The organism is Streptomyces sp. NPDC054786 (genome assembly GCF_053611685.1).
Genome location: NZ_JBSHAW010000024.1, coordinates 118,693 through 142,113, shown reverse-complemented (window position 1 = coordinate 142,113; position 23,421 = coordinate 118,693). Strand labels below are relative to the sequence as shown.

General features: G+C 68.2%; 25 protein-coding genes and 4 pseudogenes. 7 read left to right on the top strand and 22 right to left on the bottom strand.

Annotated elements, in window-relative coordinates:
• Nucleotides 1–105: 105 nt before the first annotated feature.
• Nucleotides 106–1,371 (bottom strand): trans-sulfuration enzyme family protein, encoded by a 1,266-nt coding sequence (locus ACWGI6_RS21550; RefSeq protein ID WP_453269012.1) that lies wholly within the window; start codon nt 1,369–1,371, stop codon nt 106–108.
• Between the two features lie 60 nt (nt 1,372–1,431).
• On the opposite strand from ACWGI6_RS21550, the gene ACWGI6_RS21545 reads away from it, so the two are divergent.
• Both ACWGI6_RS21545 and ACWGI6_RS21540 read left to right on the top strand, forming a co-directional pair.
• The gene (locus ACWGI6_RS21545; protein WP_453269011.1) at nt 1,432–1,968 is read left to right on the top strand and encodes an Lrp/AsnC family transcriptional regulator; all 537 of its coding nucleotides are present in this window, start codon (nt 1,432–1,434) and stop codon (nt 1,966–1,968) included.
• Nucleotides 1,969–2,394: 426 nt separating this feature from the next.
• Nucleotides 2,395–3,265: pseudogene (locus ACWGI6_RS21540) on the top strand (IS5 family transposase).
• 404 nt (nt 3,266–3,669) lie between these two features.
• On the opposite strand, the gene ACWGI6_RS21535 reads toward ACWGI6_RS21540, so the two are convergent.
• Nucleotides 3,670–4,092 carry a hypothetical protein gene (locus ACWGI6_RS21535; RefSeq protein WP_453269010.1) on the bottom strand — a complete coding sequence of 141 codons (423 nt, stop codon included), beginning with the start codon at nt 4,090–4,092 and terminating at the stop codon, nt 3,670–3,672.
• A gap of 182 nt (nt 4,093–4,274) precedes the next feature.
• On the bottom strand, nt 4,275–4,991 hold the full coding sequence (locus ACWGI6_RS21530; protein WP_453269019.1) for an SGNH/GDSL hydrolase family protein: 717 nt from the start codon (nt 4,989–4,991) through the stop codon (nt 4,275–4,277).
• Between the two features lie 139 nt (nt 4,992–5,130).
• On the opposite strand from ACWGI6_RS21530, the pseudogene ACWGI6_RS21525 reads away from it, so the two are divergent.
• A pseudogene (locus tag ACWGI6_RS21525) lies at nt 5,131–5,419 on the top strand (IS701 family transposase); the annotation flags it as partial.
• Between the two features lie 158 nt (nt 5,420–5,577).
• Here ACWGI6_RS21525 and ACWGI6_RS21520 read toward each other — a convergent pair.
• The 3 genes from ACWGI6_RS21520 to ACWGI6_RS21510 all read right to left on the bottom strand — a co-directional run bounded on the left by ACWGI6_RS21520 (nt 5,578) and on the right by ACWGI6_RS21510 (nt 7,734).
• Entirely contained in the window at nt 5,578–5,895 is a 318-nt protein-coding gene (locus ACWGI6_RS21520; protein WP_453269009.1) for a hypothetical protein, read from the bottom strand.
• 91 nt (nt 5,896–5,986) lie between these two features.
• Entirely contained in the window at nt 5,987–7,288 is a 1,302-nt protein-coding gene (locus tag ACWGI6_RS21515) for an MFS transporter (RefSeq protein ID WP_453269008.1), read from the bottom strand.
• Nucleotides 7,285–7,734 carry a MarR family winged helix-turn-helix transcriptional regulator gene (locus ACWGI6_RS21510; RefSeq protein ID WP_453269007.1) on the bottom strand — a complete coding sequence of 150 codons (450 nt, stop codon included), beginning with the start codon at nt 7,732–7,734 and terminating at the stop codon, nt 7,285–7,287. Before ACWGI6_RS21510 ends, ACWGI6_RS21515 begins: the two co-directional genes overlap by 4 nt.
• Before the next feature lie 540 nt (nt 7,735–8,274).
• On the opposite strand from ACWGI6_RS21510, the pseudogene ACWGI6_RS21505 reads away from it, so the two are divergent.
• A pseudogene (locus ACWGI6_RS21505) lies at nt 8,275–8,708 on the top strand (hypothetical protein).
• Nucleotides 8,709–8,805: 97 nt separating this feature from the next.
• Here the strand turns inward: ACWGI6_RS21505 and ACWGI6_RS21500 are convergent.
• From ACWGI6_RS21500 to ACWGI6_RS21455, 10 genes are all read right to left on the bottom strand, one after another.
• Nucleotides 8,806–9,204 (bottom strand): hypothetical protein, encoded by a 399-nt coding sequence (locus tag ACWGI6_RS21500; RefSeq protein ID WP_453269006.1) that lies wholly within the window; start codon nt 9,202–9,204, stop codon nt 8,806–8,808.
• Entirely contained in the window at nt 9,201–9,485 is a 285-nt protein-coding gene (locus ACWGI6_RS21495; protein ID WP_453269005.1) for a hypothetical protein, read from the bottom strand. The genes ACWGI6_RS21500 and ACWGI6_RS21495 overlap by 4 nt, the downstream gene beginning before the upstream one ends.
• A gap of 330 nt (nt 9,486–9,815) precedes the next feature.
• Nucleotides 9,816–10,364: a restriction endonuclease gene (locus tag ACWGI6_RS21490; protein WP_453269004.1), complete on the bottom strand. Its 549-nt coding sequence runs from the start codon at nt 10,362–10,364 to the stop codon at nt 9,816–9,818.
• Between the two features lie 193 nt (nt 10,365–10,557).
• Nucleotides 10,558–10,887: a zinc finger domain-containing protein gene (locus ACWGI6_RS21485; RefSeq protein WP_453269003.1), complete on the bottom strand. Its 330-nt coding sequence runs from the start codon at nt 10,885–10,887 to the stop codon at nt 10,558–10,560.
• Between the two features lie 76 nt (nt 10,888–10,963).
• On the bottom strand, nt 10,964–11,566 hold the full coding sequence (locus ACWGI6_RS21480; RefSeq protein ID WP_453269002.1) for a hypothetical protein: 603 nt from the start codon (nt 11,564–11,566) through the stop codon (nt 10,964–10,966).
• Between the two features lie 375 nt (nt 11,567–11,941).
• On the bottom strand, nt 11,942–12,139 hold the full coding sequence (locus ACWGI6_RS21475; RefSeq protein ID WP_453269001.1) for a helix-turn-helix transcriptional regulator: 198 nt from the start codon (nt 12,137–12,139) through the stop codon (nt 11,942–11,944).
• A gap of 288 nt (nt 12,140–12,427) precedes the next feature.
• On the bottom strand, nt 12,428–13,186 hold the full coding sequence (locus ACWGI6_RS21470; protein WP_453269000.1) for an SDR family NAD(P)-dependent oxidoreductase: 759 nt from the start codon (nt 13,184–13,186) through the stop codon (nt 12,428–12,430).
• A gap of 81 nt (nt 13,187–13,267) precedes the next feature.
• The gene (locus tag ACWGI6_RS21465) at nt 13,268–14,047 is read right to left on the bottom strand and encodes an SDR family NAD(P)-dependent oxidoreductase (protein ID WP_453268999.1); all 780 of its coding nucleotides are present in this window, start codon (nt 14,045–14,047) and stop codon (nt 13,268–13,270) included.
• A gap of 189 nt (nt 14,048–14,236) precedes the next feature.
• Complete coding sequence (locus ACWGI6_RS21460) at nt 14,237–14,464, bottom strand: Atu4866 domain-containing protein (protein ID WP_453269018.1); 228 nt, start codon at nt 14,462–14,464, stop codon at nt 14,237–14,239.
• 481 nt (nt 14,465–14,945) lie between these two features.
• On the bottom strand, nt 14,946–15,611 hold the full coding sequence (locus ACWGI6_RS21455; protein ID WP_453268998.1) for a TetR/AcrR family transcriptional regulator: 666 nt from the start codon (nt 15,609–15,611) through the stop codon (nt 14,946–14,948).
• Between the two features lie 135 nt (nt 15,612–15,746).
• On the opposite strand from ACWGI6_RS21455, the pseudogene ACWGI6_RS21450 reads away from it, so the two are divergent.
• Together ACWGI6_RS21450 and ACWGI6_RS21445 are read left to right on the top strand one after the other, a co-directional pair.
• Nucleotides 15,747–16,298: pseudogene (locus ACWGI6_RS21450) on the top strand (NAD(P)-dependent oxidoreductase); the annotation flags it as partial.
• Between the two features lie 144 nt (nt 16,299–16,442).
• Complete coding sequence (locus ACWGI6_RS21445; RefSeq protein ID WP_453269017.1) at nt 16,443–17,195, top strand: SDR family NAD(P)-dependent oxidoreductase; 753 nt, start codon at nt 16,443–16,445, stop codon at nt 17,193–17,195.
• An 857-nt stretch (nt 17,196–18,052) separates the two neighbouring features.
• On the opposite strand, the gene ACWGI6_RS21440 is transcribed toward ACWGI6_RS21445, so the two are convergent.
• Together ACWGI6_RS21440 and ACWGI6_RS21435 are read right to left on the bottom strand one after the other, a co-directional pair.
• The gene (locus tag ACWGI6_RS21440; protein WP_453268997.1) at nt 18,053–18,523 is read right to left on the bottom strand and encodes a hypothetical protein; all 471 of its coding nucleotides are present in this window, start codon (nt 18,521–18,523) and stop codon (nt 18,053–18,055) included.
• A gap of 8 nt (nt 18,524–18,531) precedes the next feature.
• Nucleotides 18,532–19,041: a GNAT family N-acetyltransferase gene (locus ACWGI6_RS21435; protein ID WP_453268996.1), complete on the bottom strand. Its 510-nt coding sequence runs from the start codon at nt 19,039–19,041 to the stop codon at nt 18,532–18,534.
• A gap of 232 nt (nt 19,042–19,273) precedes the next feature.
• Here ACWGI6_RS21435 and ACWGI6_RS21430 point away from each other — a divergent pair, with 232 nt between their 5' ends.
• Complete coding sequence (locus ACWGI6_RS21430; RefSeq protein ID WP_453268995.1) at nt 19,274–19,429, top strand: hypothetical protein; 156 nt, start codon at nt 19,274–19,276, stop codon at nt 19,427–19,429.
• A gap of 262 nt (nt 19,430–19,691) precedes the next feature.
• Here ACWGI6_RS21430 and ACWGI6_RS21425 read toward each other — a convergent pair whose 3' ends face one another.
• From ACWGI6_RS21425 to ACWGI6_RS21410, 4 genes are read right to left on the bottom strand one after another with little or no spacing between them, the layout of a single operon-like run.
• The gene (locus ACWGI6_RS21425) at nt 19,692–20,282 is read right to left on the bottom strand and encodes a GTP-binding protein (protein WP_453268994.1); all 591 of its coding nucleotides are present in this window, start codon (nt 20,280–20,282) and stop codon (nt 19,692–19,694) included.
• Entirely contained in the window at nt 20,269–20,640 is a 372-nt protein-coding gene (locus ACWGI6_RS21420; protein ID WP_453268993.1) for a DUF742 domain-containing protein, read from the bottom strand. Before ACWGI6_RS21420 ends, ACWGI6_RS21425 begins: the two co-directional genes overlap by 14 nt.
• Nucleotides 20,640–21,044: a roadblock/LC7 domain-containing protein gene (locus ACWGI6_RS21415; protein WP_393905040.1), complete on the bottom strand. Its 405-nt coding sequence runs from the start codon at nt 21,042–21,044 to the stop codon at nt 20,640–20,642. The genes ACWGI6_RS21420 and ACWGI6_RS21415 overlap by 1 nt, the downstream gene beginning before the upstream one ends.
• On the bottom strand, nt 21,041–23,242 hold the full coding sequence (locus ACWGI6_RS21410; protein WP_453268992.1) for a sensor histidine kinase: 2,202 nt from the start codon (nt 23,240–23,242) through the stop codon (nt 21,041–21,043). The genes ACWGI6_RS21415 and ACWGI6_RS21410 overlap by 4 nt, the downstream gene beginning before the upstream one ends.
• Nucleotides 23,243–23,421 lie beyond the last annotated feature (179 nt).

Here is a 23,421-nt window from a genome sequence, read left to right as displayed (position 1 = left end):
TCGTCTCGGCCGGGCCGGTCGTCTCGGCCGGGCCGGTCGTCTCGGCCGGGCCGGTCGTCTCGGCCGGGCCGGTCGTCTCGGCCGGGCCGGTCGTCGTCTGCGGTTCTACCTGTTCGCGACCGCCGCTTCCCGGAGGCCCCTGCCCGGCCCCGGCGCCGTCCCCAACGCCCGGTCGAGGTCGGCCCACAGGTCCTCCACGTCCTCCAACCCCACCGAGAGCCGCAGCAGCCGGTCGCTGACTCCCGCGCCGCGGCGGTCGTTGGCGTCCACGATGCGGTGGCTGATGGACGCGGGGTGCTGGATGAGGGTGTCGACGCTGCCGAGGCTCACGGCCGGGGTGATCAGTCGGACGCCCGCGATGACGTCGTGGGGGTCGCTGGCTACCTCGAAGGCGACCATGGCGCCTCCGATGCGCGGGTAGTGGACGCGGGTGACGCGCGGGTCGGCGGCGAGCCGGCCGGCCAGCTCCGCCGCGTGCGAGGACGCGGCTCGGACCCGTACGGGCAGCGTCGACAGGCCACGGAGCAGCAGATAGCCCGCGAGCGGATGCAGCACTCCACCCGTGGCGAACCGCACCTGGCGCAGCCGCCCGGCGAACTCCTCGTCGCAGGCCACCACGCCGCCCATGACGTCTCCGTGGCCGCCCAGGTACTTGGTGGCGCTGTGCACGACGAGACGGGCTCCCTGCTCGACGGGGCGTTGCAGTACGGGGGTGGCGAAGGTGTTGTCGGCGAGCAGCGGGACGGAAGCGCAGGCGTGCGCGACGGCCCTCAGGTCGAGTTCGGCGAGGGTCGGGTTGGCCGGGCTTTCGACCATCACCAGGCCGGTGTCGGGGCGCAGCGCGTCCGCGATGCCCGCCGGGTCGACCCAGGTCACCTCGGAGCCCAGCAGCCCTGCGGTGAGCAGGTGATCGCTGCATCCGTACAGCGGTCGTACGGCGACGACATGTCGCAGGCCCATCGCGTTGCGTACGAGCAGCACGGCGCTCAGCGCGGCCATCCCGGTGGCGAACGCGACCGCGCTCTCGGTGCCCTCAAGACGCGCGAGGGCGGTCTCGAAGCGGGCGACGGTCGGGTTGCCGAGGCGGCCGTAGACAGGCGGGCCCTCCGGTTCGGCACCGTCGGCCGCGAAGACGTCTATCCGGGCGGCCTCGCCCCGGCTGTCGTACGAGGGGTAGGTCGTGGACAGGTCGATCGGCGGGGCGTGCACCCCCTGCCGCGCGAGGTCGTCCCGCCCGGCGTGCACCGCCTCGGTGGCGAGCGCCCGGGGTGCGGGCACGCCCGGGACACGACGACCGGTGCCGTCAGGAGCATGGCCGGTTCCCTGCGGGTCGACCGGTACGTCATATGCGTCAAAGCTGCCGGAGTCCATGCCCAGGAGTCTGAACACCGAGCGGGAGAGGAGTGCTGGACCCCGTGCTACGTTCGGCACATGACCGATTCTGTCGTACTCGATCCGGTAGATCTCCATCTGCTACGGCTGCTGCAGAACGACGCACGGATGACGTACCGCGATCTCGCCGCGCAGGTCGGTGTCGCGCCTTCGACCTGTCTGGACCGGGTGACCAGGCTGCGCCGCTCGGGAGTGATTCTCGGCCATCAGCTGCGGCTGGACCCGGCGAAGCTGGGCCGGGGCCTGGAGGCACTACTGTCCGTGCAGGTCAGGCCGCATCGGCGGGAGTTGGTGGGGCCGTTCGTGGAGCGGATCCGGGCGCTGCCGGAGTCCATTACGGTCTTCCATCTGACCGGGCCCGACGACTATCTCGTCCATGTCGCGGTCGCGGACATGGCGGATCTTCAGCGGCTGGTCCTCGACGGGTTCACCTCACGGCCCGAAGTGGCGCGCGTCGAGACCCGGTTGATCTTCCAGCAGTGGGACTGCGGCCCGCTGCTGCCGCCCCAGCCCGACGGCGCTCCCGCCCCCACGACCACCTTCGACCATCAGGCCCCCAGGAACCCAGGGGCCTGATGCGTATACCGGTCCAAGCCGGAGCCACGGATTCAGATCTCGGAGGTGCGAAGGATGCGCCGCGCCGCGAGGCGGCCGTCGCAGGGTCCTTAGACGGTGAAGTCAGCGGCCGCGCGGATAGGCGAGTTGGGCACCCCCCTGGCACCGGCCGGACCGCCGGCACTGGGTCCTGGCCTGCCGCAGCCTCACTCTTCGGCCTCCCCCTCACCCGGATCTGCCGGCTGACCGCCGATCACCTGACCAGGCACGGAAAGGACACCCACCTGCTCACCGGCAGGCACCACGCCCCGCTGCCACCGGCGATCGCCGACCCTTCAGCAGCTGGCCGGAACCCCGCACACCCGCGCACAACTCGTCCACGCCCACCGCGGCACAGCCTGGCTCTTCCCCGGCTTGGCCCCCGGCCAGCTGACTAGGCAGTTTCGTTTGGATCAGTCGGTCGTTGGTCCGGGTGTGCCGTTAACAGATGTGCAGTGGGCGCGAATTGAGCCGTTGCTTCCGGACCGGACGCCGAAGCGGGGTGGACGCTGGCGTGATCACCGGGAGGTGATCGACGCGATCGCCTTCAAGTTCCAGACCGGAACGCAGTGGGTCCACCTGCCGGAGAAGTACGGCAACTGGAGAGGTGTCTACAACCGGCTGCGGATGTGGGCCCTGGACGGCACCTGGGAGCGAGTGTTCACCGCGCTGGTGGCCCAGGCCGACGCGGACGAGGACCTGACCTGGGCCGTGTCGGTGGACTCCACGATCGTGCGAGCTCACCAGCACGCGGCCGGGACCCGCAAAAAGGGGCCCCGGCCGGAGAACCGGCCGACCATGCCATCGGCCGGTCCCGCGGCGGGCTGAGCACGAAAATCCACCTGCCAGCAGATGCCCGCTGCCGACCCCTCGCGTTCGTTCTCACCACCGGACAGGCCGGCGATGCACCCGCCTTCACGGACGTGATGGCCCGCTTACGCGTTCCCCGCCGCCGCGGAAGGCCGCGGACCCGGCCGGACGTGGTTCTGGCGGACAAGGCGTATTCCTCACGCGCCATCCGCGACCACCTGCGCAAACGCGGCATCCGGACGGTGATCCCGGTTCCGGCGGTCAGCGCGGGCACCGGCTGCGACGGGGCAGTCGGGGCGGCAGGCCGCCCACGTTCGACCGTGAGACCTACAAGCAGCGCAACACCGTCGAGCGGTGCATCAACCGACTCAAACAGTGGCGAGGCAACGCCACCCGCTACGAGAAGACCGCAACCATCTACCTGGCCGGACTCCACATCGCAGGCATCTTCCTCTGGTCAGCCCGATGATCCAAACGAAAGTCCCTAGGCCTACTACACCGACATCGCCCACTTCATGGCCGACCGTCACTCCCCCGCTGATCCTGGCTCCCCGGCTCAGTGGCTCGACGGCGAGCCCGCTACCCGCACTCGCTGGCACAGCCTGGTCACCGCCAGGCGCGAGCACCTGCGCGCCGCCCCGTAACGCACTGTGGCTCCGCCGGATCCGGCGGAGCCACACGAATTCATCTTCCGGGCACAGGCCCGGATGACCAGCTGGCGTTGGGGTCCTTGCCCGCGAGGGAGGACATCGGCCACATTGGACGAGAAGGTCGTCCCTATCCTCCGCGACCGCGCAGAGTGCACACACGACCATCTACGGCAGCCGCTGCGACCGCACTGCGTGGAAGCTGAGGAGCTTGACCCGACGCCCCTCAGCTCTTCGCACGCCCCGTCAGTCGGTGCGCAATGTTGTCGACGGACAGGAGCCCCCCGACAGCCACCATGGCGACGAGCAACGGCACCGGCAGGTGCGTACTTGGCGTGTACTTGATGTAACTGAGGTTGTAGCCAGCGCCAAACAACCAGGCCAGACTGCCGCCGATGACGAGTGCGTAGTTGTCCTTCTCTCCCATGATCCGCATGCCTATCCACAAAATCAGAGGCATCACGATCACAACCCCCAGAGCGAAGGTCGCCAGGCGTAAATCGGCATCCGCCCAGGCACTGCTCGGGTTTGCGCGCTTCTTGGCCCTCACGGCGGCATATCCGACGCTGAGGATGACGTGGCAGACAAGGATGGCGAACGCCGTGGCTGCCGCTCCCTTGAGGGGCCGTGCAGCTCGGGAACTGGTCATAGGGCACATACTTTCGAAAGAGGCTTCAGGGGTCCTGAGTATTTGCACTCAGGACCCCTACAGCCTCAGGGCGGTTAGAGGAGAAGCGGGGTGCCGGTCATCTTGCCGTTTCGTTCGAGCGGCTCGACGACCGTCTCTTCATCATCCTTCCGTGGTTCCCAACTGTTCCTGGCCGAGTGCTGCTACCCCTTGAGGGTGCTCTCGAGGGAGTCTGCGTAGAGGCGTGCGCCCGCGGGCTTGGGGTGGAACGACTGCATCGAGGGCTGTGGTAGTTCGTTGTCCGCTTGCGACTGCCCTGAAATCACGATGCCGTGTACGGACTCGGGATCGCCGCAGATTGTCTTGCCGGCAAACGCTGCGCGTGGATCGGAGAAGACCGACTTCGCACCGTACTTGCTGTTGGCATCGTCGACCGCGCCCTTCATCTCGGTGGCAAGGGTGTCGGCAACGGTATTGACCCACTTCCCCTCGCTTTCTTCGATGGCGGGGAGGCATGAGCCGTTGTTTGACAGGAGCTTCGGATAGCCCATGAGGACGATCTTCGCGTTGGGTGCCTTGTCGTGGATCATCTTCAACATCGCGGTGATGCGCGGCCGGATCTGATCACGGAGCCACTTCGGAGCCCACTCGTCGAGCCGTCCTGTTTCACCCTCAGCGGCATCACTATTGTCCGGGTTCACGTTGTCCAGTGAGCTCGCCTGGCAGTTCACAAGCATGGGCAGGAAGCACTTCGTGACTATGTCTGTGAACCGGGCGTCGTTGCCGCCCACAGACAGGGTGACCAGTGTGGTGTTTTGATCGAGGTAGCCCTGCTTGAGCTGTGGCAGTTCACTGTTCTGTCCGAAGCTCACCACGTTGTAGATGCGGGCGCCAGAGCATGCGACGAAGTGGTAGTCCATGTTGGCGTCCTGCCCATCAGCCATTGCACCGATGGACTTGGTGTAGCCCGGCAGAGTCGCCCGACGCGACCAGGCGAGCTTTGAGCGATGGCAGCTGTTCTTCGCCTTCGGCTGCGTTTTGTCGTAGTAGCTGCACGGCATCACCCGCAGTGGCGACTACAGCTACTACGCCCCCGCCGAGACCACACTCAACGAGCTCATCGCCGTCGCCGGCACCGGCTGGGGCCATCAAGGAATGCTTCCCAAGCGCCAAGGGAGAATGCGGCCTCGATCACCACCAGGTCCGCCGCTACCAGGGCTGGCACCGCCACATCATGCTCGCGATGGCCACCCACGCCTTCCTCACCGTCACCCGCGCCGCCGAACTCGACACAGGGAATGCAGAAACAGATCCTCCGAACGTCCCCTCACTGTCCCCGAACTCCGACACCTGGACACTCGCCTCACGGGGCCACCACAGCATCGAGTTCGTCCCGCACTGGTCCCACTGACGCCGCCGACGACAGCACCCCGCCACAGCCACTACAAACGACGAGGCCACAGCCCATAGAGCCACAGCCTCGTCACCTCAAACGCAGTTGCAGTACTAGGGCTTGTCCGACGGGTCCGTAGCTCGAATCGTCGGACAGGCTGTAGTGGCGAGGCCCTCTTCCTTGGCCATGGAGAAGCAAGCCTGTGCGGCGATTGTCATACTCATGCGGTCCAGCACCTCAACGGACTCCAGAAGGAGCTTCGCGTCCATCTTCGCCATGGCTTCGCCGAAACGATTGCGCTCGGCCAAGTCCTCTGGGGACACCGCGGTACGAAGCGCCGCTACCCGCTCGGCCAGCTTCTCGCGCTCGGCGTGCATCGCCGCGAACCCGCGTACGGCGCGGACGATCTCCTGATCAGTCATGTCGCTCATCGGGTACCCCTTCGGTCTCCTGCCTCGTGACGGGGTCCAGGACGGCGCCGTCGGGCTGAGTTGGCCGATTCAGGCCGAGAGTAGCGGCTTGTCAGGCGGCGTCGCTGCTCACCGGCTGTGGCTGTGGCTGCGGCTGAGCGGCGCCCGCGGCACGGGAGTTGCCGGGCAGGGTGACGAGACAGCCGATCATCGCGACGAGCAGCGCCGCGGAGGAGCCGAGGAGGGTCGGGGTGTAACTGGCCGTCATGTCGAAGAGCAGGCCCGGCAGATACGAGCCGAGCGCGGAGCCGACCTGATGCGCCATCGACAGCAGGCCGAAGACGAGGCCCAGGGAAGCGGCCGGGAAGTTCCGGGTGGCGATCAGATGCGTGGGTGCCACGGTGGCGAAGTCGACGAGGCCGAAGGCGACGCTGATCACCACGAGCCACGCCCCGTAGGGGGCGAGCGCCAGCAGGATCAGGATCAGCGCGCGCACCCCGTACAGGACGGCGAGGATGCGGGCGCAGCTGTAGCGGTCGCTCAGCGGCCCTGAGGCCACGGTGCCCGCGATGTTCGCCACGGCGAGCAGGCTCACCGCCGTGCCGGTCAGCGCGGTGGAGGCGCCGTGCTCATGGGCGATGGAGACCAGATGGGTGTCCATCAGGCCCGTGGTCGTCACACCGCACACGAAGAACGGCGCGAGCAGTCCCCACAGCAGGGGGGAACGCAGTGCCTCCCGTGCGGTGGGGCGCCCGCTGTCCTGGTCCGTGTGGTGTTCCGGTACCTCCGTCAGGTCCGGGCCGCCGTACGGCTCCAGGCCCCGGTCGGCGGGCGTCGACCGCAGCAGCACCGTGACCAGCGGTCCCACGACGACCGTCAGCAGGACGCCCTCGACGACGAGGGTGTTGCGCCACCCGTACGCCTCGATCAGGAACAGGGAGAGCGGCGTGAAGACGAACTGGCCCGCGCCGAAGCCCGATTCGACCAGGCCGAAGGCGAGGCCGCGGCGCTCGGTGAACCAGTGCCTCACCACGAGCCCCGCGGTCACGCCGGAGGCCGCGCTGAAACCGAGCGAGGCGAGCGCGCCGTACAGGAACATCAGGCCCGGCACGGAGGACGCCATGGACGAAAGCAGCAGGCCCACGCCCGCGACGAAGACGCCGGCGCAGAGCACCACCCGGGGGCCGAAGCGTCCGGCGAGCTGGCCGACGAGCGGCTGTGTGAACCCGTAGATGAGGTAACTCACCATGCCGATCAGGCTGATGGTGCCGAGGTCGGTGTGCAGCCCCTCTCTCCAGGCGGGAACAAAGGCGCCGAAGGCGATCCGGGCACCCTGGGCGGTCAGCAGTCCGAGCAGGACCAGGGCGAGCATGCCCCAGGCCGGGTGGACGCGTGGTGCGGTCGTCTTCTTCACCGTTCTCCCTTCGCCATGGTGCGCAGCGCGGCGCGCAGCGGCTCCGCCTCCTGGGGCGGAAGCAGTCGCAGGAGCTCCGCGTTGAGCTCGGCGACCGTGCGCTGCACCTCCTCGCGTAGCGCGGTGCCCGCCTTCGTGAGCCGCAGGCGCACGAGGCGCCGGTCCTTCTCGTCGGAGGACCGGACGGCAAGACCGGAACGTTCGAGCCGGTCGAGGACGCCGGTGAGGGTGGCGCTGTCCATGACCAGACGCTCACGCAACTGGGCCGCGGTGCGGCCGTCCTGTTCCCACAGGCCCGCCAGCACGGAGTACTGGGGCACCGTCAGACCCAGTGGTTTCAGGCGGCGTTTCAGTTCGCCGTGCGCCCTCTGGTACGCCTTGCCGAGGGCGAAGACGACGCACTCGTCGATCTCCACGACTACCTCCTCCTGCTCTATCGCTTGCATACGAGAGAGTAGTGTGCGAGAGGTTCCGGGTCTCCCTCCACCGGCTTCCGTCTCGCCTGGTGGGACAAGGTGTACTGCACTGCCCCGCACGGGAGTCGACGCGTATCGCGCCAGACGGTAGTTCGGCAGCCCGTTGCGGCGGAGGAGGTGCTGCTGCTGAGTTCGGTCAATCCGGTCCATCGGACTGGGCTACCTATTTCCGCTTGCGAGCATTTAAGACCGGCCGATGGCTCGCCTGCTGTGGCTTTGGACGGTGGCGTGTTGCTCGCGGGTGTGGTTGGCGAACCGGTGCCCAGTGGGCCACGGTGATCTGACCGGTCCATTGGGGAGAGGGTTTGCGGAGCATCGACCTGCCCCACGGCCAGAAGTGCGAATGGCGCCGGAGCGACTTGGAAAGTCGCCGGTGCCCTGGTTCGGACGCCTTCAGCGAAGAACGGGGCACGGTCGCGGCAGATCACCTTGCACTCCGGACATCCGCTGAGCCACGCGGCCAGCGTCCCGGCTTGGCGGTCAGGCAGCAGGTCTACGGGGCAGCTCGACATCGACCAGCAGGTCCGCAGCCTCCTCGACGATGCGGTGCGCGAGTGGGAGCCGGCCGAGCTGATCGCCGTCTCCTGCATTGCCGACGGTCCGGACAGCTGGTTCGCCGAGGCGGTGCTGAAGCACGGCGGCCGCCTGGAGGCCGTCGTCCCCGCGCGGGAGTACCGGCGGGCCTACTCTCCTGGCACCGCCCGACCTACGACACGCTGCTGCGGCAGGCGGTCGACGTCCACGAGACCGGGCTGACGACATCGGACTCCGCCGCGCACATGGCCGGCAGCGAAATCCTGGTCGGTCTGGCCGACCAGCTGCTGGCCGTTTGGGACGGGAAGCCCGCGCGAGGCCACGGAGGCACCGCCGACGTTGTCGCCTACGTCGAGCGCACGGGCACCCCCGTGCAGGTGGCCTGGCCGCAGGGCGCCTCCCGAGGATGAATTCCCCGAAGCGCGGCGCCGGTCTAGGGACTGGGCCGGCTGCGGCGACGAATTCGCGGACCAGCTCCGTCATGGTGGAGCCGCTCGGCGCATGCCGTCAGTGGAAGCCCAGCATTCCGGGTGAGTCGATGTCGACGGTGACCACGCCGGGCGGGTAGGCGTCCTCGTTGCCGGTCAGCAGGATCGACATGCCGGTGAACTCGGGGCGTGGCAGTGCGCAGTACAGGGCGTGGCAGGTGTCCGGACCGCCGTAGCCGTCACGGATCATGGTGCCGACGCTGACGGCGGCCATCGTGTCGAGGCTGTCGACGACCACGGAGGAGAAGGCGAGGACGCGCTGTGAGAGGTCTTCTTCGCCGGCTTGGGCCTGGGTCAGGCACAGGGCGGGGATGCTGAGACGTTCGCCGGGAGCCTTCGCCATGTTGCCGGCCAGGAGGTTCAGCGTCTTGTGGCCGCCGGCGAGCGCCCTGACGGCGCTGGTGTCCAGGATGATCACGCTGCGGTGCCCCTGGCGGCCCGGACCTTCTCGGCAGCGATCTTGTAGATGTTGCCGAGCACATCGGGCGCCTGATCGAACTCCTCGTCGGGGATGTCCACGCCCATCATGCGGCGCACGACATCACGGTCGGCGGCCAGCCGCTCGGCCCGCTGAGCCGCAGTCGGCTGCTCCGCGGCGAGCGCTTCGACCAGCTGGCCGATGCTCACACCGCGCTCCTTGGCGAGCTCGGCAAGATGATCACGAGTCTCCCGCTGCACCTGAATCGTCGTCGAAGCCATAGGCAAACTATAGAGGATCTACAGCATCAGCGCGGTCATCGGGGCGCCTTCCGGGGCGGTGGGCAGCGTGCCGCTCACCTGCCGTTCGCATGAGCCAGGCATCGGCACTGCTCAAGCCGTGCCGATGCGCTGCGGCGGGGCGCGCCCGTTCCATCTGCCGAGCTACGCGAGAGCCTTCTAGGCCCGCCCGGGCCGGAGTCAGCAGAACCTCACCCAAGCGCCGCGGCCTGCGCTTGCCGTCTGATCCACAACGGAAAGCTGCCCGGACCGGTGTTCAGGTCCGGGCAGCTTTCCGTAGCCGTCGAAACCGGCAAAAGCCCAGTGCAGTGATCAGGCGCCCCAGGGCGGCCGGCCTCCGGAGGCCCACCGTGCGAGGCTGCGGCCGTCGATGAGGCGCAGAGGATGATCGAGATCGGCGTTGGCGCGCTGCGCGTCGGGGGTGAAGGAGCTGGTGGTGACGATGACAGCCTGATCGCAGCGGTGATAGGCGCGGTAGGTGCCGTTGACGGCGTAGATGACGGGAGCCCCGACCCGGTTGTTCGGGGCATGGCGCTTGCACTGGATGGCGATGCGGCGGCCGTCGGTGAGCTGGACAAGGACGTCGAGGGCGCGGTCGTTGCTGCCCCCCGCAACGGTGGCGGTGCGGACTGCGGGGTCGCGGCGTGCGAGTTCGGCGATGGCGTGCTCGAACTGCGGGCCGGTCAGGTGCTGGTAGGCGGCGATGCTGTGAGTGAAGTCCGCTCGGCCGCCGATGGGACGTGCGAGGGCTCGCAGGTGCCTGGTGCTGGCGAGGAAGTAGGCCGTGGTCGCGGCCAGGGCCAGAGCGGTCACGAGACTGCTGATGACCGGGTATTCCCGGAAGGCTGCGACGACGAGCACCAGGACGAAGGCGGCGGCGATGACGCGGTTGGTGGCCGCCTGACGTGCACGTCGTCGGACGGCCCGGCGGCGCGGTTTCCTTGTGGGCCGGCGGCTGCGGGCAGGACGACGTCGTGGTGGTGCGGCCAAGGCTCCCCCTATGCGGTCGTGCGTTTCGGGATTGGCGGTGTCCCGGAGCGGACCGGACGTCGGTTCACTGTCCGGCGCGTGTAACGCCGTTGACCAGCTGGGTGAGGAAGTCCAGGATTCCGTGCCCCACAGGCGTCGGGGCGAACACCACCAGGGTGTCGGCGGAGTCGGGGTCCAGTTCGAAGTGCTTGCGGTCCTGCTCCATGTCCGGCGGCAGGATCCGGTACGGCGGCAGCGGTGCCAGGGCTCGCTCGGCGTCCTGGATACGGCCCGGGTGCAGCCGGGAGCGACCGGCCCGATCGGGCACGCACTCCTCCCCCGGCGCAGCCCGGCAGTGCAGACAGGTGCGGGTGCGGGCCTTCTCCCGGACAGTCGGCGGCACGGCTCGACTCATGCCGCCCTCGTCTCCATGCCCAAGCACCGGGATGGTGAAGCCGACGGAGTCACCTCCGGCCTGGGGCGCACGGGGGTCATCGCGTGCCGGAGCCGGCCAGCGCTGCCGACGACACGATTGTCTGGCCGGCTGTTCCCGGGCGCAGCGTCCACGGCACCGGGAAGGTGTGGGTCAGCCACGCGTTGGCGACCAGCCGCTCGACGATAAAGGCGCGCAGTTCCGGCGACTCCAATGGCCACCCCAGCTCCGAGCAGAGCTGCATGATCGACGGGCCGTGGCCGTGCTCGGCTCGCCACCTGGCGGCGAACTCGGCAGCGCAGGGGCCGCGGTCGGGCTGTGTGTCCTTCCACGCGCCGTACGCCGTGCGCACCTTCGGCCGGGCCTGCATGGGCAGACCCTGCTGCATGAACGCCGGTGCCACCCGGACCAGAGGCAGTGCGCACAGCGGGCAGTGCTCCACGGCTTCGGCGTGACGGCGCAACGCCGGGCTCACCCCCTCCTTCCACACCTCCCAGCGAATCCGGAGGAGGGCCATGTTGTCGTGCGAGCGTGGGTGCATGCCGGACAGGTGTTGTACGGACTCGTCCAGCAGGTACCGGTCGTCGGCCAGGTCGGTGACGAAGCCCTTGGATGTCAGCTCGGGCAGCGCCAGGCGGCAGAGCCCACGAATAGAGGGCACGTCGCAGTACTCGCGGCGACCTGTAACCAGCTCCCGGGGCCACGAGGGCCGGCGTAATAGTGGCCAGAGCATCGGCGAGTGTCCGGCGAGTGTTTCCAGGGGTACGGTCCCAACGCTGGTCGACGTACTCTCGCGCTAGGACGTACCACGTGGTCCGCTGCTTCAGAGCACGCAGCTCGGCGGCTGGCAAGCCGGTCCGGGTATCAAACGGCTCACCGTCGCGAGCCGCTGTCATCAACGTGGCGCGTCGGCTCTCTGCAAGTCCCTTAGTGAGGAGGGACTCAGACTTTTCTCGGCCGCTGACCGTCCAGCGTGCTTCGAATCCCTTGCGGCGGTCCTGACGCTCCCGTATTTCCCAGAAGCGAACCTTATAGCTCATCGCCATGCAGGCGTATCCCTTTCACACGCTTCCCACCACGCATCCAAGTCGGCGCGGCGGCAGCGTAGTTCTCCATTGGGCAACTTGATCATCCGAGGAGCCACACCTCGGGCCCGAAGGCGATAGAACGCGGACGGGCTCATACGGATCTCTGCAAGAACCCCGGCAAGTTTGAGCGCAGGGGGACGTGGCATCGAAGTCTTTCTCCAGTGACATGCGGAAAACGCGTCAAGTGCAGCGGCCAGCAGCCCCCCTCGCGCCTTCATATGGGACGGACCGGCACACCCGTCTCGGCAAGAGAGGAAACGCCTACCGCGTCCGCCAGGGCTCCACCGCCAAGCACAGCCGCTGCGAACATCTCAATGTTCTTCACGATCGCCGGTTTGACCTCCGCTGGGCGACATCGCGGCGACGGGGTCAGACGGTGCGGGGAGTCGCTGGTGAGCGAGCTGTTTGGTCTTCTCCGTCCGCATGGGGAGGGGTCAGTGGGCGGTGAGGCCGCCGTCGACCACAAGCTCGGTACCGGTGACGAACGAGGACTCGTCGCTGGCGAGGAAGAGCATGGCCGAGGCGATCTCGTCGGCGCGGCCCGCGCGGCGCATCGGGGTACGCACGATGTCCGGCTGCTGGTCGCCCTGCTCGTCCAGGAGTTCCTGGATCATCGGCGTGGCGATGACTCCGGGGTGGATGGAGTTGACCCGTACTCCCTGGCGGGCGTACTCGACCGCCGCGGTTTTGCTGAGCAGGCGCACCGCGCCCTTGGATGCCTGGTAGGCCGCGGCTGCTCCGCTTCCCACGAGTCCCAGGACGGACGAGGTATTGATCACCGAGGCATTGCCGGTGGCGCGCAGCAGGGGTAGGGCAGCCTTCATCCCGAGCCAAGTGCCTTTCTGGTTCACGTCGATGACGCGGTTCCACGCGTCTTCCCGGGTGTCTTCGATGCCCGGCCAGTCCAGGATGCCCGCGAGGTTGACGAGGGTGTCCAGAGTGCCGAACCGCTCGCGGACGGTGGTGATCACCTCGTCCCATTGCTGGGCGGAGGAGACATCCAGGCAAGCGGAGACGATTTCCGCGCCGGTCTCCTCAATCTCCTCCGTGAGTGCTGTGAGGCGCTCCTGGCGGACATCGGTGACGACCAGCCGCGCGCCTTCGCGGGCGAACAGCTTGGCGGTCGCTGCGCCGATTCCTCCCGTCGCACCGGTGATCAGTGCGACCTTGCCGTCAAGTCGTCGGCCAGTCATAGCGGTGTCGTCCTCTCTCTCGGTCGTGGTTCGCCGGGGCAGTACCGCCCCGCGCGAGAACGGGGCAGGCGGTGTGTGGGGTCAGGCGGCAGTGAAGCCGCCGTCGGCGGCGACGACGGCGCCGGTCATGAAGCTGGAGCGCGCCGAGGCGAGGAATCCGATGATCTCGGCGATCTCCTCCGGCTGGGCCACGCGGCCCAGCGGGTGCGCGCCGGCGAAGGAGCGCAGGTAGGCGCGGCTGTCGTCACGGATGTTGTCGAGCATGTCGGTCTCGATCACGCCCGGTGCCACGACGTTGGCCCGGATGTTGTGGGGACCGCCCTCCAGCGCGATGACCTTGGTCAGCTGTGCCAGGGCCCCTTTGGACGCGGTGTAGGCCGACCCCTCTGGCAGCGCGACCGTGCAGGTGTAGGAGCCGACGTTGACGATCGCCCCGCCTCGTCCGTGCTCGCGCATGGCGCGGAACGCCTCCCGGGCATGGAGGAACGCGCCGCGGGCGTTGACTGCCATCAGGGTGTCCCAGTCTCCTGCCGTGGTCTCGGTGAGGGGTTTGTTCAGCGTCCGCCCCGCGTTGTTGACCAGAATGTCCAGGCCACCGAAACGCTCCTGCGCCAGCTCTACCGCACGCAGGGCCGTCTCCTCCCGGGAGACGTCGCCGACCAGGGTGGTCACACCGTCGAACTCCGCGGCCAGGTCCTCCACCTCGGACCGGATGTCCTCGGCCAGGACGCGTACTCCACGGGCGTGCAACCACGCCACGGTGGCCCTGCCCACGCCGCGCGCGGCGCCGGTCACCACCGCAACCGTGCCACGCACGGCGTCACCATCCCGCGTGGGGCGTCGGTCGGTGTCTGTCGTCATCTTCGTTCTTCCGCTCAAGGGCCTGTACTGGCATCTATGGGCGCATGCGTAGTGTCCGCTGCGCCCGAGGTCGCTGCTGCTACTGCGCACCGGCGGCGGGGCTGGCCCCGATCTCGTCGATGTCGCCTCCGGCCGGCCGGCTGACTGAGGGGGCCACGGCCTTCGCGACCGCCGGCTTGCCGATGCCCCTCATGACTGGCGCTCCTCCTTGCGGTGGAGCACCAGGTGCTCGTGGTAGAGCACGCCATCACGCACCTCACCGGTCGCGGTGAATCCGGAGTCATCGGCGTACTGCAGACGGTTGCCGGTCACTGTGTAGCGGCCCGTGTACGCGCTCGGTCGCTTCCCGCGGGCTTCGTCGTAGCGACCGTCCGCCCGTAGCTCCTGACAGATGTCACCGTCCGCGGTCACCCACATCCCGACCACGTCAACGCTGTCCTCACTCGCCTGCGGCACGAGGCCCTCCTCCCGTCCGGTGTCCTCCCTTTCGCCACCGAGTCTGGACGCCCCAGAAGCTGCTAACCAGGACGTTTGCTGCCTGGGTGCCACACACCCAGGCAACGCAACGATCGCCTGCTCAACCTGGGCACAGAACATGCAAGGGGACTGTCGCGGTCGTTCGTTCAGTGCCGGTAAATGCTGCTCCGGCGAGGCAGTGTGCCGCTATGGCGGTCCCGCCAGAAGAGTGCTACCCGGGCGGCCCGGGAAGGGCGGGAAGCGGTGCCCCTTCACGTCCGTGCTCCAGTGGTGGCCTGCACCGCAGTCACACTCCTGGGTCCTGCTCTCGGGCACGATCTCGCCCGGGCGTCATGTTGTCTGTGCGTCGCTTCGCCCGCTCTCGCGGCTCAGCCGCGTGAGCCCAGCAGGTGGGCCGCCGGCCGGCCTCGACAAACCAGGGTCATCCCCCTGCGGGAGGCAGGAGGGGCACGATCTCGGCCGCCGGGCGGGCTGTGTGCAGGCTGAGCAGATCGGCGATCAGGTCGTCCAGGGGCGGCCAGGGAAGGTCCCCGTGGTCGTTGTAGAGGCTGACCAGGCCGTGCAGCCCGGTCCAGAGTAGGAGGCCCGCCTGCCATTGCTGCTCCGTCGAGGACGGCCTGCGCCCCCCCTCGGCGGCCGCTGCCAGGGAGGCCGTGACGGCCTCGAGTGGTTCGGCTCCGGCGCCGTGCGCTGACCCCGGGATCAGGTCGTCCGGCATGCGCCCGCCGAAAAGGGTGCGGTAGTGGCCGGGCTGGCCGACTCCCCAGCGTACGTAGGCGGCGCACCGGGCGGCGAGGTCGGCCAGCGGGTTCGGGGCGGACTGCGCGGCTTGGTCCATCAGGCGCGCCAACTCCGCGTAGCGCAGTCGCAGCACGTGCTGGACCAGCGCGCTCAGGTCGGGGAAGTGGCTGTAGATGCTGGCTGGTGCCACCCCGACCTCGCGTGCGACCTGCCGCAGGGTCAGCGTCTCCGGCTGGTCGAGGGTGGACAGCAGCTTTGCCGCGGCTTCCACGAGTTGGGCCTTGAGTACCTGTCCCTGCCCGCGCGGATTACGGCGACGGGGAGCGGACTGCTCCTGCGGCGACACCTTGGCTCCCTTCTGACCAGGCTGAACGGTTGAGCAGCAGGGGTTCACCGTACAGCCGGGTCTCGCCTTGACATCACTAACCAACAGTTGTTTAGTCATGTCGCCAACAGTTGTTCAGTCAAGGGATGGATCATCATGCGCATCGCCATACTGGGAGCATCGGGGCGGACCGGCGGCACGCTCGTGGGTCAAGCGCTGGAGCGGGGGCACGACGTCGTGGCCCTGGTCCGGACGCCGGCCGCGTTCTCCGTGCCCGCGCCGCGGCAGGTCGAGGTCCGCAAGGCGGATGTCACCGACCCGCGGAGCTTCCCCGACCTGGCCGACGTCGACGTGACCGTCTCCGCCATCGGCATCGCCAAGGGCGACGGTCCGGGCGCACTGGTCGCCGGAGCCAGGGTGCTCGCGGCGGTCGGCGTCCGCACGGTGTGGCTCGGCGCACTGGGCTCGGGCGTGTCGAGCCGGTCGGGCGGGCTGATCTACGCGGGGGTGATGCGGATGTTCGTCGGCTCGGAACTGGCCGAGAAGGCCGAGGCCGACCAGATCGCGCTCGTCGCCGGCGCCACGGTCTTCCACGCCCCGGACGTCACCGACGGCCCCCTCAGTTCCGCCGGCCGCATCGTGCCTTTGGCGGAACTGCGGCGTCCCCTGCTCCCGCCCCGGATCTCCCGGGCCACGCTGGCCTCCCTGCTGCTGGACGAGGCGGAGACGGACAAGCACGGCAGCGGAATCGCCGTACCGGCTAGCACTCCGCTGACACGACATCCGCAACAAGACCGCCCGGGCGAATCAGCTGTCGCCCGGCGCGAGGAACCGCGCCGAAAGGACTTCCCCATGAGCAACTTCGCCGACAAAATCGGGCTCGTGACGGGCGCCGGAAGCGGCATCGGCCGCGCGGCGGCGATCGAGCTGGCTCGGCAGGGCGCCATCGTCGCCGTCACCGACATCGACGAGGCCACAGCGGCCGAGACCACCGAAATGATCAGGAAGGACGGCGGAGAGGCACTGGCTCTCCGCGTCGACATCAGCGACGAGGACGCGGTGCGGACCGCCGTCGAACGCACGATCAAGAAGTACGGCGGCCTCGACTTCGCCGTGAACAACGCGGGCCTCGACTCGCACCACCGACAGCTCGACCAAATGAGTCTGGAGGAGTTCGAGCGAGTCACCCACGTCAACCTGAGCGGGACCTTCCTCTGCATGAAGTACGAGCTGCCCGCCCTGCGCAGCCGCGGCGGCGGCGCGATCGTCAACGTCGCCTCCAACGGCGGCCTGTACGCGATCCCGACCGCCCCCGCCTACGTGGCCGCCAAGCACGGCATCGTCGGCCTCACCAAGGTCGCCGCCGTGGACTACGCGCCGCAGCACATCCGTGTCAACGCCATCTGCCCCGGTCCGACCCGCACACCCGGTTTCGAAAGGGTCGCGGCCGGCACCGACATGATCGCGATGCAGACGGCGATCACCCCGCTCGGCCGGTTGGCCACATCGGAGGAGGCGGCCGCAGCCGCGGTCTGGCTCTGCTCGGACGCCGCGGTCTACGTCACCGGGATCGCGCTGTCGGTGGACGGCGGGAGGCGCGCGTGAAGGCCGTCCAGTAGCGCAGGCTGCTGATGCGGTCCTGACTGCGCGTGTACAGGCTGAGGAGTTTGCCGATGCGGTAGTCCGGCGCCAGCAGGATCGGATCACCGGAGCGAATCCCGGTTGACGCTTCGTGCTCCACCAGGTCTGCGAAGATGCGGTCTCTGGGTGGTGGAGGACGGGGACACCTGATGACGCAGTGGCGGCTCTTGCGGGGGGATGTCTTGGTCGGTGAGCTCAGTGAGTACGGCTGCGATCAGCCGTTCTTCCTGGCGCGCTTCACCCCGGGACCGGGCTGGGAGAGTGTGAGGGGGGTGTTCGAGGCATGGGCGGCCCTCAGGGGCCCGGACCCGGATGGGTCTCGGACTACTGCTGTGCTCAAGCCGTTGCAGGACTTGGAGCTCAGACTGGCTCCGGTTGATGGCCAGCAGCTTCCGTTGCAGGTCTTCAAGAACTGTTCGAAGCCAGCCCCGGCTCGGACGAAGGTGACGAGGTGGGGCGCGTTCACGGCCCGCCAACGCTGCTGGGCGGACTCGACGAGCTTGAAAGACCATGGCCAGGGCGGCGGTGCGGGAGCGGCCCCGCGCGGACGGTGGCGCCTGGCTCTCGCTGCGACGCTTGCGGCACCGCGCCCAGCTCGTCCGACTGCTCCCCTCCGGCGACGCCCAGTAGCCCGCCCCGCGCAGAAGCCCCACCGGAGCATGAGCACATCCCGGCGGGGCAGCTCGTCGCACGCGCTCTCACGCAGATCTCACCGACTGGGTGGATCCCCCCCGGACGTGAGGCTCTGACCTGGCGTTAAGCGCCTGCCTTGGATCTGACGGACGCCTCTGGACGGTCCCTACAACCTAGGTTGCTTGGACTCAAGGGGAGGCGAGGCTCGCGCGTGCTGCGGCCATGAAGGCGATCTTGTGTTCCTCGAGGTGCTCGTTGACCTCGACGTCGCCGATCTCTCGCCACACCGCCTGGTTGAGTGCCCGACCGTATGTGTGCACAGGGGCGTGCAGGTCCGCGTCGCTGAGCAGCACGAGGTGCCGTTCAGCGATCCAGAGCCTGGTCATGGCACCCGAAGCGGCACTGTTCCAGTCTGCGTCATCGCCCCAAGCCTCGGGACGGCTGTAGGCCGCCCGTTCGGCATCCTGGGCGCAGGCGATGAAGTCCTTGATTGCCTGCATCTGCTCTGCTCGGCGCGCCTCGCTGGTGGCCGCTGCCTGGCGGCGTTCCTCCAGCCGTTCGGCGGAGCGCTGAGTGGCGCGCTGGGAGAGCGCCGTCAGGCCGCCGCCGAGAGCGACGCCTGCGAGTGAAAAGATCGGTGCCCACACTTCCATCGCCACGCGGCCCCCTACGACAAGTCCTTGTGCATCAGCGTGCACATGGTCTCGTACCGGAGCAGTGATCCGTCCGGCGCCTGGACGTCCCAGGCGTCCGGTCGGCGACCATGGGGTAGGTAGCCCAGTCGCTCGTACAGGGACCGGGCCCGTGGATTGCTCTCCTCCACCGCGAGTTCGGCCCTGTGCAGGCCGCGTGACCTGATGCGGTCCTCCGCGGCCCGGATGAGCATGGTGCCCAGACCACACGACTGCAGGGCCGGGAGTACCCCGAGCTGCCAGAGTGTGCCTACGCCGGCCGTGACCTGGTAGTCGATGCCTCCGATCGCTACCGGAACATCGGCCGGGGTGCACACCGCCAGATAGTCCACATCTCCCGCTGCCGCGCGCACCAACTCCCGTTCCACCTGCATCAGATGGGCGGTCGAGCCGGACCACGTACAGGTCGGCAGATCAGTGGGCGTCAGGTCACGGACGAGGACTGGCACGACAACCTCGGACATTCCGTTACGAGGAAGACTCATGCGCCTATCCGATCACCCCAAGGAGCCTACGGACCAGAGGATTTCGCGTGCAGGCCCCCGCCACGTGGTGAAATCCGCGGCCGCCGCAACGTCTTACAGCCCTCGTCCATGTGGGGCATCAGGGCGAGCAACTCTGAGGCCAGTCCAAACAGGGGGTGGCCGTTTTCATGAAGCGTCATCAGTGACGACCAGCAGTTACGGGACAACCCTTACTGTAGGAGGCGGCCGGGCGGTGGTACGGCTGAGTGCCGTGCTCGCCGCCATGGTGACCATCTCGATCGTCTTCGCTGATATGACGTTCGACGCGGCACAGTCCGCCTTCCTGGTCACGATGCAGGGCTCTGCCTGGCACGCAGGGCTCCAACTGAGCTGGAATCGGCGGAAGTAGTCCGGTAGCCGACCCTGCGCCCCGAGCAGGCACGGGGTCCCTCCGCTGCTGCTCGCGCAGCAAATCACCCAAGGACCGGAGTCCATGCGAAAGATCGCTTCCCAGCGGTCCAGCCGCGGAGAAGCCCATACGCCCTTAACTCTCAGCCGTGCCCCCGGGACGGTGATGGACGCCGCACACCGCCGTGACAGCTCGACTGCCAGAGAGATCGACCTCGGATTCGCCCGGGGCGACTGAGCGGCGTCTCGGGGCGTCGCGGGTGTCAGCCGGTCGTCGCGACCCCGGCTTTGATGATGAGCATGTCGAGAAGCGCGAGCAGGGCACCGCGAGCTTCGTCACGGGAGCGGGCATCGAGCATACGGATGGGTGTGTTCGGGTCACGCAGATGCAGCGCCGCCCTGATCTCCTCGGCGGTGTAGGGCTGTTCGCCGTGGAAGCAGTTCGCGGCGACCACGAACGGAAGCCCTCGGTTCTCGAAGAAGTCGATGGCCGGGAAACCACGGTCGAGGCGTCGTGTGTCAACAAGGACGATCGCCCCGAGTGCCCCGTTCAGCAGGTCGTCCCACATGAACCAGAAGCGCTCCTGGCCAGGTGTGCCGAACAGGTAGAGCACGACCTGTGCGTCGGTGAGGGTGATGCGGCCGAAGTCCATCGCGACGGTGGTCACCGCCTTGGACTCGATGCCGTCGAGGTCATCGACGCCGACGCCCGCGCTCGTCAGCCGCTCCTCGGTGCGCAACGGCTCGATCTCGGAGACCGTCTCGACCAGGGTCGTCTTGCCGACGCCGAATCCCCCAGCGATGAGGATCTTGACGGGGGCCGCTTCCTGGGCAGGGGTGTCATATCCGGGCAAGGTTGTCCCTGATTCTCATGAGCAGGTGGACATTGGTGGTCTCGGTCCCTTCAAGGGGCGACCGGTGCTCGATCAGCCCCCGATCCGCGAGTTCGCCGAGAAGAAGCGTCATGGGAGTGAGGCGGATGTGCATGCGCGCCGCGATCTCGGCGACCGCCAGGCCGCCCGGAGGCGAGCACATCGCGAGGATGGCCTGCCACTCGCTGGGCAGACCGCCATGGCCGTCCGCGACGGCCACGGTCGTGATCGTGGTGTCCATGGTGAGGGCGGCGTGTGCAGCCGCCGTACGTCCATCAGTCAGCGCGTACAGCCGCGTCCGGCGGCGGCCTCCCTCTCGCGGCCCGGGCTCGTCCGCCATTACGAGCGCTGCGCCTGGCCGCGCTCAGGCGTGCTCAGCCACTCACCGAGCGCCTGGGCGGTGCGCACGGCCTCACCGCCCAGCTCCCCCAGCCGCGCCTTGCGGGAGGTCACCACGATAAGCGTGCTGCCCTCCCCACACCCGACGATGCAGAGATAGCTGTCGTCCATCTCGACCAGCTGGCGGATTACCCGGCCGCCGTCGACCTCCCTGGATATCGCCTTCATCGTGGAAGCGATACCGGAGGACGCGGCGGCTATGCGCTCCGCCTGGTCCCGTTCCAGCTCGTACGAGCTGAGTTTGATCCCGTCGTTGGACAGGAGTACGGCTCCCTTGATGCCGGCGATCCTGCTCAGGTTGTTGTCCAGGACGCTGTAGATCATGTCGTTCGTTTGCGTCGTCATGGCTGATCCTGTCGGAGTTCTTCTTCCACTGTCTGAGTTCCGTGTTCGTAGTCCGCCCAGGCGTCGGCCACTTCTTCGGGTGTCGCCGCGTCCTGATCGACGGCAGTCTCCGGTGCGTGTGGCGCGCGGAGCCGCTCGGCGATGTGAGCCTGCGGGACCCGCTCGGGGAGGGCCGGCTTCGCGTCACCGTCCCGTGTCACGGAGGGAAGCGGCGGCTTACTCTCCACCGGCCGCTCGGGTGAGCGCTCGGGCGTCCCACGGCCGGCCGGCGCGGTCTTCGCGTGCAAGACCAGCTCGGGTTTGCGTTCGTTGAGCGTGCCCGGTGCGGGGGCAGGCGTCGCCGCCGCACGCGGCGCTTCTTTTCCTGCCCGGACCGGTTCGGTCGGCACAAGGAGTTCCTCGGGAAGGATCACCACGGCCGACGTCCCCCCGTATACCGAGCGGCGCAGCGTCACTGTGGCCCCGAGCTGTTCGGCGATGTGGCCGACCACGAAGAGTCCGAGCCGGTGCGCGTTCTCCGCCAGGACGGAGTACGGCGGGGCCGAGTGCAGACGCCCATTCATCTCCTCGTAGGTTGCGGCGGTCACCCGCGGCCCGCGATCCTCGATGTCGACCAACAGCCCGTCTGTCACCAGTTCGGCACGGACGAGCACCTTCGACTGCGGCGGGGAGAACCGGGTGGCATTGTCGAGGAGTTCTGCCAGAAGGTGGCTGATCTCGCTGATCATCCGCGGTGCCACGCTGATCTCGTCCAGGGCCTGGCGCTCGATCCGCCGGAAGTCCTCGACTTCCGCGGCGGCTTCGCGCAGCAGGTCGGCGACGCGCATGGGCTCGGTGTGCGGATCGGGAATCTCCCCACCTGCCAGGATGAGCAGGTTCTCGACCTGACGCCGCATACCCACCGTCAACTGGTCGGATCGCATCAACCCGGCGAGAAGCTCCTCGTTGTGACCGAAGGCGTCCTGCAGTTCGTCGGTGAGGGTCAACTGCCGGCTGACCAGGTTTCCGGTGCGCGAGGCGATGCCCGCGGCGAACATACCGAAGCCCTGACGCTCGGCCGCGAGCTGCGCATGCCCGTCGACGGATACGGAGACGACCCGGGCGAACGCGTCGCTGATACGTCCGACCTCGTCCTGGTCTCCGCTCACCGCCGGCAGCGCATCGTCGTCGACGGGTTGCCCCCGCTGGAGCCGGGCCACGACATCCGGCAGCGTGTCCTCAGCAATGGCCACCGTGCGTTGGTGCAGACCGCGCAGGCGGCGGAGCACGGAGCGCGTGGTGAGCACGATGACGGCCGCGACGGCAAGGAGGGCTGCGCCGTTTCCGACGATCAGCCAGATGACCTCGGTCTCCAGCTGCGTGGCCTTGGCGTCGGCGTGCACGAGTACTGCTCGCGCCTGTTTCGCGTCGAGCGCGGCAAGGCGCGCCGCGAACGTGTCATACGCGGCCCGCCAGGCGTCGGCCTTCACGGGGAGCTTGATGCCGGACGCGGTTTTCTGGTGGTCGGAGATGACCGCGTCCTCGATGCGGACCTTCGTCTTCCAGCCGTCCGAGGCGAAGACCTGGTCGTAGTCCGCTCTGTCCTCGGGCGTCAGATACGGCGCGACCCACTCGTCGTACTGGTACCGCTGTGTTCCGACGGAGTTGACGAATTCGGCGAACCCGGAGGAGCTCAGGTGCCTGGACGGCCCGGCCATGGCGAGGATGGCGGTCTCGCGCGCCACCATCTCAGACACCGTGAACATCGTGACGACCACGCCGCTCTCCTGGATGAGCTCGGCGTCTTCCGCATGGCTGAACTCGTTCTGGTACAGGCGGATGATGCGGTCGACGAGGTCGGAGTAGTAGCCGGTCGTCCGCTCCACGCCTCCTCTGCGGGAATCCGCCCGCTCGCGGAACGCGGCCAGATCCGCGAGGCTGTGCTTCAGCTCCGCGACGTAACGTTCGTTCTCGCGCTCGGTCGCCGCCAGAGTTCCGTTCGCCGACCGGCGGAACTCGTCCGCGGCCCGGTCCGTGGCCGCGCGCCGCTCGCGTAGCTCCTTGTCGGCCACGGAGCCGCCCGCCCACCGTGTGGCGGTCATCGTCCGCTCAGCCTGCACTTTGACCATCAGCTTGGTCAGGGGTACGTCGATCCGCTCACCAACTGCCACATCAGCGCGCAGGTTCTCCGACTGGTGCACCAGCCGCTGTGCGGTCATGACTACTTGGGTACCCATCGCCAGAATAGGGACGATTGCCAGCCAAATGAGCAGCGTACGCAGGCGCAGGGTACGCCGCCGACGAGTCGTCGACTGCCCTCGTGCGCCTTCGGGTTCTATGGGAGACATCAGTCCTCGGGGAGCGGGGAAACACTGGGGACGGTCCAACAGCCGAGACC